Annotated in this window: 8 protein-coding genes; 4 read left to right on the top strand and 4 right to left on the bottom strand. The window is 65.6% G+C overall.

What is annotated here, in order from left to right; genetic code table 11:
- The first annotated feature begins 178 nt into the window (after window positions 1-178).
- The 4 genes from carB (at window position 179) to D7Y21_RS33260 (ending at window position 7,015) form a co-directional block, all read left to right on the top strand.
- Window positions 179-3,430 carry a carbamoyl-phosphate synthase large subunit gene (carB, locus tag D7Y21_RS33275; RefSeq protein WP_121717822.1) on the top strand — a complete coding sequence of 1,084 codons (3,252 nt, stop codon included), beginning with the start codon at window positions 179-181 and terminating at the stop codon, window positions 3,428-3,430.
- A gap of 78 nt (window positions 3,431-3,508) precedes the next feature.
- Window positions 3,509-4,186, top strand: coding sequence for a DUF11 domain-containing protein (locus D7Y21_RS33270; protein WP_147469445.1), 678 nt, complete (start codon window positions 3,509-3,511; stop codon window positions 4,184-4,186).
- Between the two features lie 295 nt (window positions 4,187-4,481).
- Window positions 4,482-6,491 carry a rhomboid family intramembrane serine protease gene (locus D7Y21_RS33265; protein ID WP_121717820.1) on the top strand — a complete coding sequence of 670 codons (2,010 nt, stop codon included), beginning with the start codon at window positions 4,482-4,484 and terminating at the stop codon, window positions 6,489-6,491.
- Between the two features lie 26 nt (window positions 6,492-6,517).
- Window positions 6,518-7,015: a hypothetical protein gene (locus D7Y21_RS33260; protein ID WP_121717819.1), complete on the top strand. Its 498-nt coding sequence runs from the start codon at window positions 6,518-6,520 to the stop codon at window positions 7,013-7,015.
- 8 nt (window positions 7,016-7,023) lie between these two features.
- Here the strand turns inward: D7Y21_RS33260 and D7Y21_RS33255 are convergent, their stop codons facing one another.
- The 4 genes from D7Y21_RS33255 to D7Y21_RS33240 form a co-directional block, all read right to left on the bottom strand.
- Window positions 7,024-7,737 (bottom strand): hypothetical protein, encoded by a 714-nt coding sequence (locus tag D7Y21_RS33255; RefSeq protein ID WP_121717818.1) that lies wholly within the window; start codon window positions 7,735-7,737, stop codon window positions 7,024-7,026.
- Window positions 7,737-8,528, bottom strand: coding sequence for a hypothetical protein (locus D7Y21_RS33250; protein ID WP_147469444.1), 792 nt, complete (start codon window positions 8,526-8,528; stop codon window positions 7,737-7,739). Before D7Y21_RS33250 ends, D7Y21_RS33255 begins: the two co-directional genes overlap by 1 nt.
- Before the next feature lie 390 nt (window positions 8,529-8,918).
- Window positions 8,919-10,676: an alpha/beta fold hydrolase gene (locus tag D7Y21_RS33245; protein WP_158627391.1), complete on the bottom strand. Its 1,758-nt coding sequence runs from the start codon at window positions 10,674-10,676 to the stop codon at window positions 8,919-8,921.
- A gap of 97 nt (window positions 10,677-10,773) precedes the next feature.
- Window positions 10,774-16,644, bottom strand: a complete 5,871-nt coding sequence (locus D7Y21_RS33240) for a choice-of-anchor D domain-containing protein (RefSeq protein ID WP_121717815.1) — start codon at window positions 16,642-16,644, stop codon at window positions 10,774-10,776.
- Window positions 16,645-16,701: the final 57 nt, after the last annotated feature.

Raw genomic sequence — 16,701 nt, 5'->3', positions numbered from 1 at the left:
GAGAAGGACGAGCAGGGCCAGGGGCCAGCGACGCATGAAACCTCCGGAGAGAAGCGCGGCAGCGTAGCAGAGGACGCCGGGCCGGGGTCCTCCGAGCAAGCGGGCATCGGACGGTCTCTTCGGATGCCACAACGCACCGCGTGCATGTGGGGGCGGACGTTGGTATGGGGGGCGCCCGATGCCCAAGCGTACCGATATCCGGAAGGTTCTCGTGATTGGCTCGGGCCCGATTGTCATCGGGCAGGCCGTCGAGTTCGACTACTCAGGCACCCAGGCGATCAAGGCGCTTCGGGACGAGGGCGTGGAGGTGGTGCTGCTCAACAGCAACCCCGCCACGGTGATGACGGACCCAGAGTTCGCGCACCGCACCTACATTGAACCCATCACCGTGGAGGCGGCGGAGAAGATCCTCGCCGCCGAGCGCCCGGACTCGCTCCTGCCCACCATGGGCGGGCAGACGGCGCTGAACCTGGCCAAGGCGCTCGCGGAGAAGGGCATCCTGGAGAAGTACGGGGTGCGGCTCATTGGCGCGTCCCTGGAGGCCATCAACAAGGCGGAGGACCGCCAGCTCTTCAAGGCGGCCATGCAGAAGATCGGCGTGGCGCTGCCCAAGAGCGGCTACGCGACGACGCTCACGGACGCCATGGCGCTGGTGGAGGAGATCGGCTTCCCGGCCATCATCCGTCCGTCCTTCACGCTGGGCGGCACGGGCGGCGGCATCGCGTACAACCGCGAGGAGTTCGAGGCCATCTGCCGCTCGGGCCTGAAGGCGAGCCCCACCTCCACCATCCTCGTGGAGGAGAGCGTGCTCGGCTGGAAGGAGTACGAGCTGGAGGTGGTCCGAGACTCCGCGGACAACGTCATCATCATCTGCTCCATCGAGAACCTGGACCCGATGGGCGTGCACACCGGTGACTCCATCACCGTGGCGCCCGCGCAGACGCTGACGGACCGCGAGTACCAGCGCATGCGGCAGGCGTCGCTGGCCATCATCCGCGAGATTGGCGTCGACACGGGCGGCTCCAACATCCAGTTCGGCATCCACCCGCGCGACGGCCGCATGGTCGTCATCGAGATGAACCCGCGCGTGTCGCGCTCCAGCGCGCTGGCGTCCAAGGCGACGGGCTACCCCATCGCGAAGGTCGCCGCGAAGCTGGCGCTGGGCTACACGCTGGACGAGCTGCGCAACGACATCACCCGCGACACGCCGGCCTCCTTCGAGCCGACGCTGGACTACGTGGTGGTGAAGGTGCCGCGCTTCAACTTCGAGAAGTTCCCCAAGGCGGACCGCACGCTGACCACGAGCATGCGCTCGGTGGGCGAGGTGATGGCCATTGGCCGCACCTTCCCCGAGGCGTACATGAAGGCGCTGCGCTCCATGGAGCTGGGGCGGGTGGGCCTGGAGTCGCCGGAGCTGCCCACGGAGAAGGAGGAGCGCGAGAAGGTCCTGCACGAGGGCCTGCGCGTGCCCCGTCCGGAGCGCCCCTGGTTCGTGGCGCAGGCCTTCCGCGAGGGCATGACGGTGGAGCAGGTGCACCAGCTCTCCGCCATCGACCCGTGGTTCCTGCGGCACATCGAGGCGCTGGTGCGCGAGGCGCAGTCGCTGGCGGACATTGGCCGCCTGGACCACCTGGCGGACGACGTCTTGCGTCAGGCGAAGGCGCACGGCTTCTCCGACAAGTACCTGGGCAACCTGATGGGCTACCCGGAGGCGGAGGTGCGGGCGCACCGGCACTCGCGCGGCATCCGTCCGGTGTTCAAGCGGGTGGACACCTGCGCCGCGGAGTTCGAGGCGTACACGCCGTACCTCTACTCCACCTACGAGGAGGAGGACGAGGCGCCCCCCACGGACCGGCAGAAGGTCCTCATCCTGGGCAGCGGTCCCATCCGCATCGGTCAGGGCATCGAGTTCGACTACGCGTGCGTGCACGCGGCCTTCGCGCTGCGCGAGGCCGGGTACGAGACGGTGATGGTCAACTGCAACCCGGAGACGGTGTCCACGGACTACGACACGTCCGACCGCCTCTACTTCGAGCCGCTGACGATTGAAGACGTGCTGGAGGTGTCCCAGCGCGAGAAGCCGGTGGGCGCCATCGTGCAGTTCGGCGGGCAGACGCCGCTGCGCCTGAGCGTGCCGCTGGAGCAGGCGGGGCTGCCGATTCTTGGCACGTCGCCGGACGCCATCGACCGGGCGGAGGACCGCGAGAAGTTCTCCAAGCTGATTGAGAAGCTGGGCCTGAAGCAGCCGGAGAACGGCGTCGCGCGCAGCCACGCGGAGGCCTTCAAGGTGGCCGAGCGCATTGGCTACCCGGTGATGGTGCGTCCGTCGTACGTGCTGGGCGGCCGGGCGATGGAGACGGTCTACGACGCGTCCAGCCTGGAGCGCTACATGCGCGAGGCGGTGAGCGCGTCGCCGGAGCACCCGGTGCTCATTGACCGCTTCCTGAAGGACGCCATCGAAGTGGACCTGGACCTGGTGGCGGACCGCACGGGGCAGGTGCTGATTGGCGGCGTGCTGGAGCACATCCAGGAGGCGGGCGTGCACTCGGGTGACGCGGCGGCGACGCTGCCTCCGCACTCGCTGTCGCCGGACCTGGTGGAGCGGATGAAGGACCAGGCCATCTCCATGGCGCGCGAGCTGGGCGTGGTGGGCCTGATGAACGTGCAGTTCGCCATCCAGGGGAAGAACATCTACATCCTGGAGGTGAACCCGCGCGCCAGCCGCACGGTGCCGTTCATCTCCAAGGCGACGGGCGTCCCGATGGCGAAGATCGCGGCGCTCTGCATGGTGGGCAAGACGCTGAAGGAGCTGGGCCGCACGGAGGAGCCGGAGTTCCGGCACGTGGCGGTGAAGGAGAGCGTCTTCCCGTTCGCGCGCTTCGCCGGCGTGGACGTGATTCTGGGCCCGGAGATGAAGTCCACGGGCGAGGTCATGGGGCTGGCGGAGGATTACGCGTCCGCGTTCGCGAAGAGCCAGCTGGCGGCGGGCGTGAAGCTGCCCAAGAGCGGCCGGGTGTTCATCTCCGTGAAGGACGAGGACAAGCCGGCGGTGGTGGACCTGGCGCGGCGCCTGCGGTCGATGGGCTTCAGCCTGACGGCGACGGCGGGCACGCACGACTACCTGCTGACGAAGGGCATCGAGTCGCAGCGGGTGCAGAAGGTGAAGGAGGGCCGGCCGAACATCGTCGACAAGATCGTCGACGGGGAGATCGTCCTGGTCATCAACACCACCTTCGGCAAGCAGGAGATCGCGGACAGCTTCTCCATCCGGCGTGAGGCGCTGATGCACTCGGTGCCGTACTACACGACGGTGCAGGCGGCGCGCATGGCGGTGGGAGCGCTGGAGTCGCTGAAGCGCTCGGACCTCGCGGTGAAGCCGCTGCAGGCGTACCTGTACGGCGAGAACGGCGTGCCCCCGGCGCGCCGGTAGCGGCGGGCCGCGGATGGATGGGACCGGGCCCCCTGGAAGACAGGGGGCCGCTGGGCCCGGCGCTTGGAGAGGAATGACGTGAGTCGCTCCACCTCACGATTCGTGACCCCAGGCCTGAGAGGATGGCTCCTCCTCGGATGCATGGTGGTCACTGCATGCGCGGAGAGGATGGTCGCCTCTCAGGGGCGTACGGCGGGAAGGCCTGTCAATCCCAAGGAGGCCGTCCCGGACGTGGATCATGACGGGGACGGCCTGGGGGTCCGCGAGGACAACTGCCCGCTTGTCTTCAACCCGGAACAGCAGGACCGTGATGGGGACGACATCGGAGACGCGTGCGACCCGGACCTCGTCTATGCGGACGTGCGGCTCGAGGCATCCCTGGCGCCGTCCCCAGTCCTCGTGAACGACGAGGTCCGGCTGTCGGCGACGGTCACCAACACAGGCAACCTCCCCGCGACGGGCCTCTCCGTCCGAGTAGTCCTGCCCGAGGCCATGACCCTGCTCCGAAGCACGGATGGGACAGGTCAGCGGTGTCACGTCTCCGGGACGCGCGTCATTTGCGCGATGCCAGCGATTGTAGGGATTGCATCCGCGAGCGTCGCGCTCGTGCTGAAGCCGACCGAGGCCGGGGAGCATTCCGTCTTCGTGGTCGCGGACCTGCCTGGAGATCCGACCCTGGAGGACTGCATGGTGACGCTGGAGGGAATCGCGGTCACCCACATGTCTGGTTTGTCGGGCTCCAAGAAAAGCGACTGAGAGGGAATGGTCGTTCTTCAGGCTGTGTCTGGAGTCAGCGTGTTCTGCTTGTCTGTCTTCAGTCAGCGTGAACGGTGTATCGCCGTCGCGGGTTCACACTCCGTGAGCGGTGCACCTGGCGAGATGATGTGAGTTGCTCGACATGGCTGGTTTCGCGAGTTTGAAGGCATCTCCTGTTTGGTCCGCCGGATGAAGGCGTGTGTCACGGCGTGCTATGTCCATGCGCATCGCGCGGAGTTGCTCCGCGTAGCGCTGCATGGGTGGGGGCCCCGCCCGTCGAGGTGAGGCTTCTGTCATGGTGTTCCTGCTCCCGCTTGGAGTGGACGGTGCGACGTTGGACCGTCGCCCCTGGGTCTCCGTCTCCATCGCCGCGCTCTGTGCCGTGGCCTTCTTCATCACCTGGGTGGTCCCCTCGAACCCGGGCGGGGTGGGCGAGGGCGAGGTTCGTGAGCTGATCCAGGAGACGCTCGCCCATCCCGACCTGGAGCTGCCCCCGGGCTGTACCTCGCTCCTCAGTGCGCACGGCAAGGTGCTGCTGGCCCAGCTGAAGAAGGAGGCAGCGGCGCCGGCCGGGGGCGTGGACGTGAATGCGCTCCAGGCGCGGCTCGACGCGCACTGTGAGAGCGTCCTGGAGGCGAGGGATTCGGGCCTGCTCCACCGCCTGGGGCTCGTGCCCGCGCGGGGCCTGCTGCAGTGGGGCTGGCTGACGTACATGTTCCTGCACCTCGGGTGGATGCACCTGCTGGGGAACCTGCTGTTCTTCTACGTCGTGGGGTTGCTGCTCGAGGACGCCTGGGGCCGGCCGCTGTTTGCTGCCTTCTACGGGGTGGGCGGCCTGGTGGCGGGGATTGCCCACTTCGCGCTCGACACCCAATCCCAGACATTGATGGTCGGTGCCTCCGGAGCGGTGGCGGCGTGCATGGGTGCGTTCTGTCTGCGCTTCGCCACACGCAAGGTCCGCGTGGGCTACCTCTTCTGGCTCCTGAAAATCTGGCGTGGCACCTTCGGTGTTCCGGGCTGGCTGTGGGCGGGCCTCTGGTTCGGCAACCAGGTGCTCGACTTCCTTGTCTTGGGCAACAACACGGGTGTCGCGGTGATGGCGCACATTGGCGGATTCGCCTTCGGCTTCGTCGCGGCCAGCGCGCTGCGCGTGACGCGGCTGGAGGAGCGCTTCGTCGCACCCGCCATCGCCGCGCGTGAGGGCGGGTGGGTCGCGGACCCTCGCATGTTGGAGGCGCAGACGGCGCTGGATGGCGGCGACCGTGAGAAGGCACGGGCGACCTTCCAGCGCATCCTGGCGGACCATCCGGACAACACAGAGGCGCTGCTCTCCCTGGGACGGATGGAGCTGGAGGCCGGCCGGGTGCCCTCCGGCTCCGCGCGAGTGGAGAAGGCACTGCAACTGCTGGTCGGACATGACGTCCCCGAGCCGCTCTGGCACGCGGTGGACCAGTTGGGGGAGCTGTTCCCCGTGGACCGGCTGCGCCCGGGTGTCGCCTGGCGCGTGGCGCAGGGGATGGATCAGCAAGGGGCCCCCGCCAACTCAGTTGGGATGGCCGAGTCGCTCTACGCCGCGGCCGGCAAGGGCACCGGCACCATGGCGGTGCGCGCCCTGATTCGCGCCGCGGAGCTGCGGCTGGCGCGCCGTGACGCCCCGGAGAAGGCGGCGGAATACCTGACCCGGGCGAAGCCGATGGCGACAGGCGATGCCGCCGCGTTGGCGGAGCGGATCGGCCAGCTGGAGGTGGAGTCGGCGCGGATGGAGGCGCGGATGAGGGATCGGGGAATCGCCCTGGACACGGAGTCCGCCGCGCCAAGGACCCGCGCCGTCGCGGCCCTGGCGCCCGAGTCGCCCGGGGGCTCCACGCTGCCCCCGCGAATCATCCCCTGTCGCATCCTGGGGCTGTCCGACAAGGCACTGCTGGTGGAGTCCCAGGGAGGACAGCGCCGGTCGCTGTCCGTCACGGAGGTCATGGCGGTGGCCGTGGGCATGCTGCCCATCGCCGGGCCCGAAGGGACGGCCCCCCGGCAGACGGTGCTCACCGATCTGGTGGTGTCCTGGGGCGACCTGGAGCGAGGGCCGACCGTGCTGCGCATCCCGGCCGCCGGGCTCGGGCTGCCTGAGCGCTATCCCGGCCTCGCGCCGCGAGAGGCCTACGCGCGCTTCCTGGCCGCGCTGCTGGAGCACTCCAGCGCCAATGCCCTGCCGGACGCGCCCACGCTGGCAGAAGGCCGCTATCCGCGCTTCGCCACCGAGGGCGAGCTCACGGCGCACTACTACGGGCAGGGGGCCGCGGCGGCTTGATGACCCGCGCCAGGAACGGCGATGCCATGGATGAGGCGGTGGTGGAACTGCACGGGGCCGAGCGGTTCGGAGTCGCGCAGGATTCGCGGGTGGCCGCGAGCCGCTGGGACGTGCTCCCCTGGGGCCTGGTGCTCGATTTGGACTCGCCTCTCAGCGAGGCACCCGATACGGAGCTCCGAAGGGTCTGGCTGTGCTTTCACGGCCTGGGGGCGGTGACCTGGCCCTTCCAGGAGGCGCGGGTCCGGACGGGATGCTGGATCGTCGTGGAGTTCCCCATGGGAACCACGAGCGCTGGGCTCCTGTCCTATTCGTTCTCCACCGTGTTGCCCGTGGGGGCAACCGGGGAACTGGTGCTGAGGGACGTGGACGAGGACGTCGTGGAGATCCAGGCACGGCGGTTTTCTGTGTTGGCGTCGCGAGCGTCGGTTCCTCCGGATGCGGAGGGTCAGCTCGACTGGGAAACCCGCATGCGTCTGGCTTCGGATGCGAGCTTCGTGGATGCCATGCGACGCAGTACCCGGTGAGCGGGGGCCTACTGACCTGGCGGCTCATCCACGGGCAGGAGCCGGCAGCACCAAATGACTCCTGTGCAGGCATCGACCCGCTTCTCTCCAGGCTCGCAGGTCACGGGATGGCAGAATCTGCCATCCAGGGATGGGAGATCCTCTCCATCAATGACAGCCTCGGGATTAGGGCGGGAGTCAGCACGGCGCTTGTCCATCGCGCAAGCCGCGACGGGTCTGCAGGACTCATCGTCGAACAAAGGAGGCGAGGGCCCGTCGACGAAATCCTCGGGGGCGTAGCGGTCCTCGGGAAGGTCGCCGGTATACGTCAGCATATCCGCAGTGAGGGCGCCGGGGGAGGCGCACCGTTGCACGGGGCCCCAGGGCTTGAAGTCGAGCACCTCGAACTCAGGGAAGCTGGCGCACTCCTGAAATTCATGGACCTTGCCTGTAAAACGCCCCCGGACCTGGAACCGGCCGTGCTGGCAGACATTGCGGCGCAGCCTCTCGCAAGGCTGGTTCGCACCCACGGGCAGGACCCGCTTGAAAGGGCCTGCGTCCGACGAGGCCAGGTTCAGCAGGTCCACACCGCAGGCCGAGGTCCGCTCCGCGAAGTACTCTGGCACCACCTCTGGCGCATCGGGCGGGGTGGGCTTGGAAGGGGACGGTGTGAGGTAAGAGTAGAGGCCCACAATCCCGATGCCGACCAACGCCAGGGCTGCTAGATACCCGCGCGACTTCATTAAGGCACCACTCCTCCGGGCTTTATGGGGATCTTCTTCGGCGCCGACGCCTTGGCGCATTGATACCATTGGGCTTCGGGAGGTTCTTCACTGAGTATGACCATTCCTCCATTATCATGGATCTCCTGGAAGTCCACCTTGTGCAAGGAGCCCTCCGCGAAGACTGAGAGCGCATTGGCCCACTTTTCTGCGAAGGCCTTCGTATTGCAACCGAAGAACTTGTGGGGATAGTCCGCTTTTTTTTGTGGAACAAAGGAGAACGCGGCAATCTTCTTGATGTCATCGAAGGTCAGGATCGCATCGGAGTTGGGTGAGACGGCCTCGTGGTCGCTGGTATCGTGCTTCAGTGAGAGCCACAGGTCATCCTTGGCATGACCGTAGAACCAGACCCGGCTCACCTTGGTGCTCTTGAGCTTGTTGATGTAGTCCCAGAACCCCTGGGCCGTCGAGATGCCCTCGTACTTCCAGCCGCGTTGCTTGGCGCGGTACTTGATGAGGTCCAGATAGTTCAGCCTGCCCTTCTTAATGACATCGCTGGCCTGTCTGTATTGATCCGGCGCTGACGTCTTATTGGCCTGGTCGCTGGTCCAACGTTCCTTGTAGGCGGGCTCATAGATCAGCCAATGCACGTCCTCTGTCTTTGGGTCGTGCAGCGGCTTTCCCTTCAACTGGAAATTTGACCGGAGCAGTGGAGCGGTGACGAAATTGTCCCAGCTCTTGTCATGTTTTTCTGGATCCAGGGGGTCGTAGATCGAGGGTCCACCAGAGAGAATGATGAAGGCATTCTTCACGACGTCCTACCTTCTTGAAACAATGCCCCGAGACTCAGGTGGCTTGGGTGAGCAGCGGAACCTGTCAACGTGAATGAGACAGTGAAACTGAGAGATTAGTGCGCAGCTTCCTGCTTGACGTCGAGCAGGAACCGAAGCGTCCGGGTGCCTTCGAACTACCGGGTCGACCATGCGACGCTCGCCCGGTTCTCTTGCATGTTCTTTCCGAGCCCATTGAAGAGCTTGGGAGAGTCCTTGATGAACTCTCCCATGTGCACCGAAAGCTGCTATTGCGGATCGCACTGGAGGCCGGGGACGCTGAAGTGGATCCGGAACTGATTCACATGGAAGTTGCCACTGCCCCTGACGATCTTGAGATCCGTGAAGTCCATCATCCACCTCCTGGCGGGTTTACCGGGGGCCCAGAGCGCGCAGTGCCGTGCTTCTTCCCAGGCTCCTATGGTCGATGGGGGGGAGCCTCGTGGCCACGTAGGTATTGTCGCGGTCCATGGCCATCCGACCCGACTGAATCACCTTCAAGTCGAACTTCGGAGGAGGAAGATGCAGCGATTTGCAAACAAGGCCTTGCATTCCCCCCACTTCATCGAGCGCGACCTTCAGCGTCACAAGAGGAGGAAGGAGTGTGCGAGCGAGTTTTGGCAGGGGAGAGTCGTACGACAGAAGTTCCTTCATGACGGACTTGACCGGTGACGCCATGAGCGCGCCGATCTGCATCATCACCGACTGGTAGAGTCCCGGGATATTGAGTACCCCAAGACGCTTCTTCCGCATCTCCTCGACGATGGGGTTGTGGATGTTGTCGTTGGCCTGGCCGGATGACTGGGGGCTTACCGTGAGCCGGGTGCGTTTGGTGGCCCCGTTGGGGCCCAGCAATCGCTGGCTGTGGAGGGCCCCAAGTGCCCCTCCCACGCTTTGGGCGGCCTTGGCGCCCCCTCCGGCCCAGACGGCTGCCGCTGTGGCGAACAACTCCAGGATGTTGGAGGGCTGGATTATCTTTGAGAACAGGTCCCTCTTGACGGCGATCCTGAAGACGAGGGTCAACACCTCGGTGAGGAGATCATCCACCATGAGGAGAGAGCCATTCATGAGAAGTCTCCTCAGTTCCACCGTGGCGGCCCCCTCCAGCATGGTGGCGTTGCCTGCAAGCAACGTCTCGCCCGCGAGTGAGACGACATCTCCCTGGGTAAGATAATGAGTCGCCAACGGGCCCTTAGGGGCCTTGAGGCGGTTCGCGGTCTTTCTATCGACGCCGGGTGAGTTGAAGGTCACCACCTGGAGAACCGAGTCCCCGAAATCGACCGCCACCCGCTGCGCCATGGCGCCGCCCAGGCTGTGGCCAACGACAACGATGTCTTTTCTGCCAATGCGCGTCAGCAGGGTCTGGAACAACGAGCGGGTCTGCTTGAAGGCAGTGGCGCCAACCCCCGCGGGGTCCATGTCCGCGACGGCATCAGGTGCCATCTCGAACTCGGTGCCGCGGACCGCGATGATGGGATGATTTCCACGGGATGGCTGCAGCCAGTAGGCGAACACACCATGGGTCTTGTTATGGGGGTCGCTGCCCTCCATCTGGACAATGGTGTAGTAGAGGGGCTGTGTGCTTGGCTTCTTGGAGTAGGGGCGTTTGGTTGAGACCGCATAGCTCGCCGGGAACTTCAGCTCGGGCATTCCCCAGAGTTCCGGCGTTTCAGCGCGATACAGGAACCTGTCGCCAACCTGCGTGCCGCCGCCCTGGTTGTTCAAATAGGCGAAATCATGGGCCAGGTACTCGTAGAACGCATGGTCGGGCGTGAAGTCCTCGGCCCATGGCTCGGGTGGAGCATTGGGCATGACGATGGGCCGTTTGGCAACCCAGGTGTTGTCCTGGCGGATGTGCTGGGTCTGGAGACACAGTGCGTTCAGATCAATGCGAAGCGCATTGGAGGGAGACGCGGTTGCCTTTGCCGCTCCCGAGCCGGACGCCACCGCCATTACGTTGGACTCTGGGATGTAGACCTTGTCACCCGGCCTGATGTGGTCGGGATTGGGCCGTGCCTTCCGGAGCGCGGCGTTTCGAGGGTCTTTGTAGACGACGCGCCAGTCCGCGATCCGGTAGGACGCGGCGATGCTGTACAGTGACTCTCCGGCCTTGACGACATGCTGGGTCATGACACCCGCTCCTGCTGAGTGCAGCTGGATGGATTGAGTCGGGAGGTTTCCAGCCGGCCCATGGGCTTCTCTCCATGGGCCGGGATTCGCCGGAGCGTCAGTCCTCGGCCTGCGCCCGCCGCCCCTGGCGCGCAAGCCCCAGGCCCAGCAGGAGCAACAGGGCCAGTGCCGCGCCCCCATCCCCGCTGGTGCCACAGGCGCAGCCGCCGCCCGTGCCGCCCAGGGTCCGGGCCTGGCCCTTCAGCGTGAGCGTGGCCTCCGCCGTCGTCTCTCCGCGCAGGCGCAGCTTCAACGTTCCCTCCGCCGGGCCTCCCACCTCGCCGCGGAAGGTGACGCCCACCGTCGTCTGCGCTCCCGGCGCCAGCTCCGCGTCCAGCGCGCTCGCGTCGATCACGAACGCCGCGTTGGTGTTCTCCACCACGCTCAAGCGCGCCGGCGACGCGGACTGGTTCGTGAGCGTCACCGTGCGCGGCGCGCTGGTGGCGCCAATGTCCACCCAGCCCAGATCCAACTCGAACGGCTCGATGGTCAGGAAGCTGGCCACGGACACACCCGACAGGGCCACCAGCGCCGCGCGCTCCTGGTCCTTCGTGCCCAGGACCAGCGTCGCCTTCGCCGCGCCAATCACCGACGTGTCGTACTTCAGGTCCAGCGTCAGCGAGTCACCCTGCGGCAGCGTGCGGCCCTCCGCTCCCAGGATGGGCGACACCACCACGAAGCTCGTGGCCTGGGGCCCCTCCACCTTGGGCTGCATCAGCACCAGCTCCTGGGTGCTGTCGTTGGTGAGCACCACCTTCGCCGTCGCCGGCTCCGCCTGGCGCACGGTGCCGAAGTCCAGCGCGCGATTGAGCGCCCGGAACACCGTGGAGAGCCCTCGGCCCGACAACGACACCTGCGCTTCCGGAGACTCAATGTCGTCCGTCACAATCAGGAGGGCGGCCCTGGACGTCACGTCCGGGCGAGGGACGAACTTGACGATGATGTCCTTCGACTCCTGTGCCGCCAGTGTGAGCGTAGTGGCGGACTCCACGCTGTAGTGCGACGGCTCGGAGTTCTCCGCCACGCCGATGATCTCCATGCCCTTCACCTTCAGCGGCTGGAGTGATTCATTGGTGATCCGCACGGAACGGATCGCCGAGGCGGAGGACTCGGCCACCCGCGCACCAAACTCCAACGTGGGCGTGGACAGGCTGAGCTGGTTCGTCCGGCCACGGCCTCCCAGCGTCACCAGGGTGGTGCTTGACTGGCTGTCGTCGGAGGTGATGCGCAAGACCGCGTTGAAGCGTCTCTGGCTGTCGGGATTGAACTGGAGAGGGACGTCCAGGAACCCTCCCTTCGCCAATTCAATGGATGAGGAGACACCCCCGAGGATGAAGGACCTCGCGTCTTCCCCCTCCAGACTGATGCTCTTGATGGTGAGCAGGCCCTCGTTGCTGCCAGCTCCGCCGTCCGTTCCCGCATCCGCACTTCCGCCCGGCCCCACATGGGTCAGTCGCAGGCGGATGAAGTCCGACTTCGTGTTCACCCGGGTGGCCCCGAAGTCCAGTGCGCCGTCAAAGGTCTCGCCGTCCTGGCGCGACACCTCCAAGCGCACGGAGGTGGCCGTGCCAGACACGGTGAAGGGGACCTGTGATGCCCCCTGCACGTTCAACCTTCCCGTCGCGGTCCTTCGCCCTCCTGTCGTTCCCAGAGGACGGAACCGCAGCTTGAGTTGAGCGGTTTGCCCCGCGGGCACCTGCAGTGACGAGTCCACCATGGAGAACTCAGAGCTGCCCGAGTCGAATTGCACCGAAACATTCGCTGCCGTGATGCCTGAGTTGTCGACCGTCACGAGTTTGTCCACGGACGAACCGAAGTTCACCTGCCCGAAGTCGACCACCGTCGACGGCATGGACACGCTGCCCACGCTTTCCACTTCCAGATTCACCGTGTCAGGGGTCGTCTCCGCGTTGCTTACGATGGTGAGCAGGCTTTTGCGCGTGCCTTTGTCGATGGGCTTGGCTGCGACGTTGAATGAATAGGTCTCTCCTGGCTTGACGGTAAATCCAGGAAATGTCAGCGGGCAGTCGCTGGGCTTGGGACTGGGCTCGGGCTCAGGCCGCAGGCAGAACTCCCCGGCAACGCTCACGGAGGAAACGACCAGGTCCGCCTTGCCGTCATTCCTCACCACCTGGAGCAGTCCGGTCCCTTCGACGTCCTTGGTTTGAGGCGGGAACTTGGGATTCCTCCCGCCAGGCAATGCCAGCACTGGCACGGTTCCCCGGCCGGAAACGTAGATGGGAAGCTCCGTGGACTCGTCGGAGTCGCTGTGGACGGTCAGGACCGCGTCCGTGGACTGCGTCGTCTCCGGCCGGAAGCTGACCTCGATCTTCTGCTCGCCGTTCTTGTCAAGGTACAGGGGGAAGGTCTTGTCGGTGGTGACCGGTGTCACGCTGAAGGGCTCGTTGGCCTCCACGTTGCTGACCTTGAGTCTCGCGGACCCGATGTTGCGAAGCGTGATGATCTGGGACTTGGTGGTCCGTCGCGGGACCTCTCCGAAGACGACCTGGCTGCTGCTCAACTCCAGCTTCGCGATGGAAGCCTCTCCGGTCATGTCACGGACAAGCGCAAAGGAGCCAGTGGGCGTGGTCGTGAGCTTGATCTGGAGCTGCGCGGAGTATGAACCCGTGCTCGTCGTGGGATTGAAGGTCAGCCGGATCTTGCGTTCCCCCCCTTTGGGGATGGTTCTGAGCGGCCAGCCCTCCACATTCGCGAGGAAGCCATTGGACGGGGACACCGTCACGCTTTCAAGCGTGGCTTCGACCTTGCCTGAATTTTTGATGACAATGTCAATGACGCTGATCGAGTCCTTGAGTGTGGCGGGGAAATTGATGGCGTCTTCAGCCGCGGACAGCTCCGCATCCGCACCCAAGCCACTCAAGGGAAAGGTGCGCGTGGTGGTTACCCCCGAGTCGACGCCCTTGTAGGTAATCACCAGGTTGTCCTGGTACCGCCTCCCCACCTCGGTCGGGCGGAAGCTCACCTTGAAGGCCGACTGACGCGTAGAGCCAGGATCGAGCTTGGGCTCGGTGGGGGGAATCGGATCCACGGAGAACGCCGAGACCGACGGCGAGATGGCGATCGACGTCACCCGGAGCGGCTCGGAGGCGCCCACTGCATTCGTGAGACTCAGGCTCTTGTCGTTGATACAGGTCGCGTTCACCTGGCAGGACTCGAAGTCGAGGGAGTCCACGCCAAAGATGGCGTTGGGGCCACTGGATTTACCCTTGACGACGAGCACGGGCGGAAGCTGCCGGTCATTCGTGGTGAAGAAGTGCAGCCGCGTCTCCAGGTTGCCCGTGCTGGTCATCGGACGGAGGCGCACCTTCACCGTGGTGTCCCCTCCCGGCTGGATTGTCTGCGGCAGGAAGTCGACGACCTGGAAGTGAGCGGCGCTTTCAGGCGTGATCCGCGACAGGAACAGGGCCTGGTTGCCGGTGTTGAACAATTTCGCCGTGGCCATGGACTCTCCTCCGGGGGCCACGGTCGGCAACTCCAGTGTTCCTTCTTCCAGTTCCAGGTTGGGGGCGAGCGCCTGTCCGGTGATTGCCACGGGGGGCAGGGACTGCGAGGCATCTGTTTGGAGCTGGAGCGTCTTCGAGTATGTGCCTGGGGTGGTCGCGGCGAAGGTCACCGTCACCAGGCCGGTGCCACCGTTCCTCTCGATGGTCCGGCCCTCCGCCGGAATGCCGGAGATCGTGAAGGGGGCCAGGACCCCGGGGGACACGGGGAACACCTTGATGGGCCAGTTGGTGTTGTTCGTGAGGATGACCTGCTCGGTCAGGTACGCGTCGCCGACAGTCCACTCCCTGAAGTCCAGTCGGGACGTGCTGATTTCCAGCGAAGTCTTGCGCGCGGTGCCATGGAGGGGCGCGTTGAACACGGCGGACGTCGTGGGCGACGTACCGAAGGTGAGCACGCCATTCACGGCTCCGTTCTCACTGGCGCCGGGGTTGAACGTGATGAAGAGCTCGCGTGTCCCTCCCGGTGCCAGGGGGAACGCCGTGGTGGGGCTCACGGAATAGGCACTGCTGCCCGTGGTCACCACGGGCGTCACCGTCAGAGAGACCGTTCCCGTGTTGGTCACCGTCACCTTCTTCTGCTCACTGCCCACGTCTCCTGCCTCCTGTTCGGCGAATTCGAACGAAGCAGGGGAAAGGGTCAGGTGGGCATTGCCCGGTGCCTTCGTTCCGGACAGTTTGAGTTCAGGTGGGGCAGGGTCGTTGCTGGTGAAGGTGAGCTTGCCGGTCGTGGCGCTCGTCTCCGTCGGGTGGAACGTCAGCTGAAGGCGCTGGGTGCCTCCGGGCGCGAGGTTGAATGTGCCCGAGACATTGACGCGGAATGGTGAGTTGGCGGGCAATGTCAGCTTGGTCACCTGGAGCAGACTGTCTCCGCCGTTCGTGACGGTGACCTCCTTGGGAGCGCTGTCGGTGTCGAACGGCGTCTCCTCGAAAGCCAGCTCATCGGGAATCAAGACAAGTTTCGGGCTTGATGGCGCGGAGCCCGACAGAGTCAAGGACTGATCGGGGATGTTGCTCTTGACGACGAGCGTGTCGGATGCCCCCCCGGGCGCAACTGGACGGAACGTCACCTTCACTCGCCGGGTCTCCCCGGGCGCAACGCTGAAAGCGGTCAGGGTATCGACCCGGAAGGCGGCCCCCGAAGTCAGCTTCAGTTCGGTCACGTTGAGCGGACTGCCACCCTCGTTCCGGAGGGTGACCTCCTGGGGGGCGCTGTCGGTGTTCAGCGGCGTCTGCGGGAAGGCCATCACCGCGGGGCTGAGCACGAGCGTCGGGGGGGACACGACTGGCGTGCTGCCTGTCAGGGAGATGGTTGGCCCGTCGGTGTTATCGATGACGAAGGTGAGGGGGTGGTGGTCCCAGCTCCCCACCGTCGTTGGGCGGAACGTCAGTGTCAGGCGTTGGGTCTCTCCCTTCACGAGGCTGAAGGCTCCCGATGGCGTGACGTGAAACGGCGAGTTGGCGGGCAGCTTCAACTGGGTCACGTTGAGCACGCTGTCCCCTTTGTTCCAGACCGTGACCTCCTTCGCGGCGCTGGTGGCGTTCGGCTGCGTCTCGTTGAAGACCAGCGCGGTGTGGCTCAAGCCGAGTTCCGCGGGGGCCAACCCCATGCCGGTGAGAGTGACGGAGGGCGGGGTGGCGCACGCGGTGGAAGCGCTCGTCAGGAAGAGCGTACGCGTGATGGAGCCCAGGTCATCATGGGTCAAGGGGGCGAAGGTCACCGCGAGCGTCGTCGAGGTCGCAGGCGCGAGGTTCGCAATGGCGGCGGACACGCTGAAGGGGGCGGTGACGGACGGCGCCAGGGCGAAGGGCTCATTGCCCAGGTTCATCACCGTGACGTTGCGCGGCGGCGGTGACGAGCCCAGTTCATGGGCGCCGAACGCCACGGATGTCTGTCCAACGACGATCAACGGGCCCGTGGCCGTGCCGGTCAGCGTGACCGTGATGACCGGGGCGACCGGATCATCCGTGTAGAGCGTCAGTGTCCCGTTGAAGTTTCCGGGCTGCACCGGAGCGAAGCCAACCCTCACGGTCATTGCGCCCGTGCCGTTGACGGGCGTGGGCGGCACGTTGCAGTTGGTGTCGCAGCGGGGACCCGTCGCGCCGTACACGCCGTTGAAGGTGAATCCCCCGGTGATGCTCGCACGGTAGATCTTGCGATCCGTGGTGCCGGCATTGGTCAGTGTGAGCGAGTTCTCCTGCGGCATGCACGCCGCCTGCGGATCGAAGCCGATGGAGTAATCGTTCAACTCGAGCGAGGGAACTGGATCGTCCGGTCGCAGCGCCGCGGCACGGACCTGGACACGCGTGTCCCTGCTGTCCGCCACCGTGGGTGGTTTCTCAGCCTCGGGACCACAGGCGGTCAGGACGCACAGTGCAGCCGTCAGGATGTACAGGATGCGTTGCATGAGGCGACCTCAGTTCTCGGCGTGGAGGGCCGGGGCCTTGGCGGAAGAGGAGGGTGG

The sequence above is a fragment of the Corallococcus sp. AB045 genome, assembly GCF_003668895.1.
GTDB classification, from domain to species: Bacteria; Myxococcota; Myxococcia; order Myxococcales; family Myxococcaceae; genus Corallococcus; species Corallococcus coralloides.
The sequence above is the reverse complement of the archived record's forward strand: the minus strand, read 5'-3'. Positions and strand labels throughout refer to the sequence as shown.

Bases quoted from the DNA above. Each gene is read 5' to 3' on its own strand.
- D7Y21_RS33265 (WP_121717820.1), top strand. From the start codon at position 4,482: ATGGTGTTCCTGCTCCCGCTTGGAGTGGACGGTGCGACGTTGGACCGT.
- D7Y21_RS33245 (WP_158627391.1), bottom strand. From the start codon at position 10,676: ATGACCCAGCATGTCGTCAAGGCCGGAGAGTCACTGTACAGCATCGCC.
- D7Y21_RS33255 (WP_121717818.1), bottom strand. From the start codon at position 7,737: ATGAAGTCGCGCGGGTATCTAGCAGCCCTGGCGTTGGTCGGCATCGGG.
- carB (WP_121717822.1), top strand. From the start codon at position 179: ATGCCCAAGCGTACCGATATCCGGAAGGTTCTCGTGATTGGCTCGGGC.
- D7Y21_RS33260 (WP_121717819.1), top strand. From the start codon at position 6,518: ATGGATGAGGCGGTGGTGGAACTGCACGGGGCCGAGCGGTTCGGAGTC.
- D7Y21_RS33240 (WP_121717815.1), bottom strand. From the start codon at position 16,644: ATGCAACGCATCCTGTACATCCTGACGGCTGCACTGTGCGTCCTGACC.